Origin of the sequence: Pseudomonas sp. GD03858, from assembly GCF_029840925.1 — a bacterium.
Taxonomy (GTDB): Bacteria; Pseudomonadota; Gammaproteobacteria; order Pseudomonadales; family Pseudomonadaceae; genus Aquipseudomonas.
The window spans coordinates 1-562 of record NZ_JAOCDM010000226.1; the positions used below are offsets into that span (position 1 = coordinate 1).

Sequence of the window (562 nt, forward strand, 5' to 3'; positions counted from 1 at the left end):
AGGCAAAAAGGTGACCAAAAAGGTGACTGACCAAAAAGGTGATAGATCTATTTTTCCTACTCTAATTTCAGCTTTTGCGGGATCGAATAGACGCGAGTAGTTGTGTCAGTCTCCAGCATCATCAACTGTTGAGATGACTCGGGAGGATGCCTTCATGCCCAGGATGGGTCGAGTGCTGCTGCCGCACTATCCGCACCACATCGTGCAGCGTGGCCACAACCGACAGGTTGTATTTGCGGAAGACACAGATTTTCAACGCTATTTGACCGATCTTAGAGATTTGAAAGATGCTTTTGACGTTAAGGTGTATGCGTACTGCTTGATGACCAATCATGTACACCTGTTGCTGGCTCCTGGCGATTCTTGTGCGGGGCTTAGCCAATTGATGAAGACGTTGGCGGCGCGGATGACGCGCTACCGCAACCGATTGGAGGGGCGTTCTGGTACCCTTTGGGAGAGTCGTTATAAATCCAGTATTGTGCAGTCCGACACCTATCTTTTGGCGTGTTGCCGCTATATAGAGTTGAACCCTGTCCGAGCAAGGCTTGTAGCTAACGCGGGA

At 50.0% G+C, this 562-nt stretch carries 1 protein-coding gene; it reads left to right on the forward strand.

Going from position 1 to position 562, the window contains the following annotated elements:
* Positions 1-154: 154 nt before the first annotated feature.
* Positions 155-562: transposase (locus tag N5D48_RS26160; protein ID WP_279889033.1), on the forward strand; the 408-nt coding region annotated here is incomplete at its 3' end.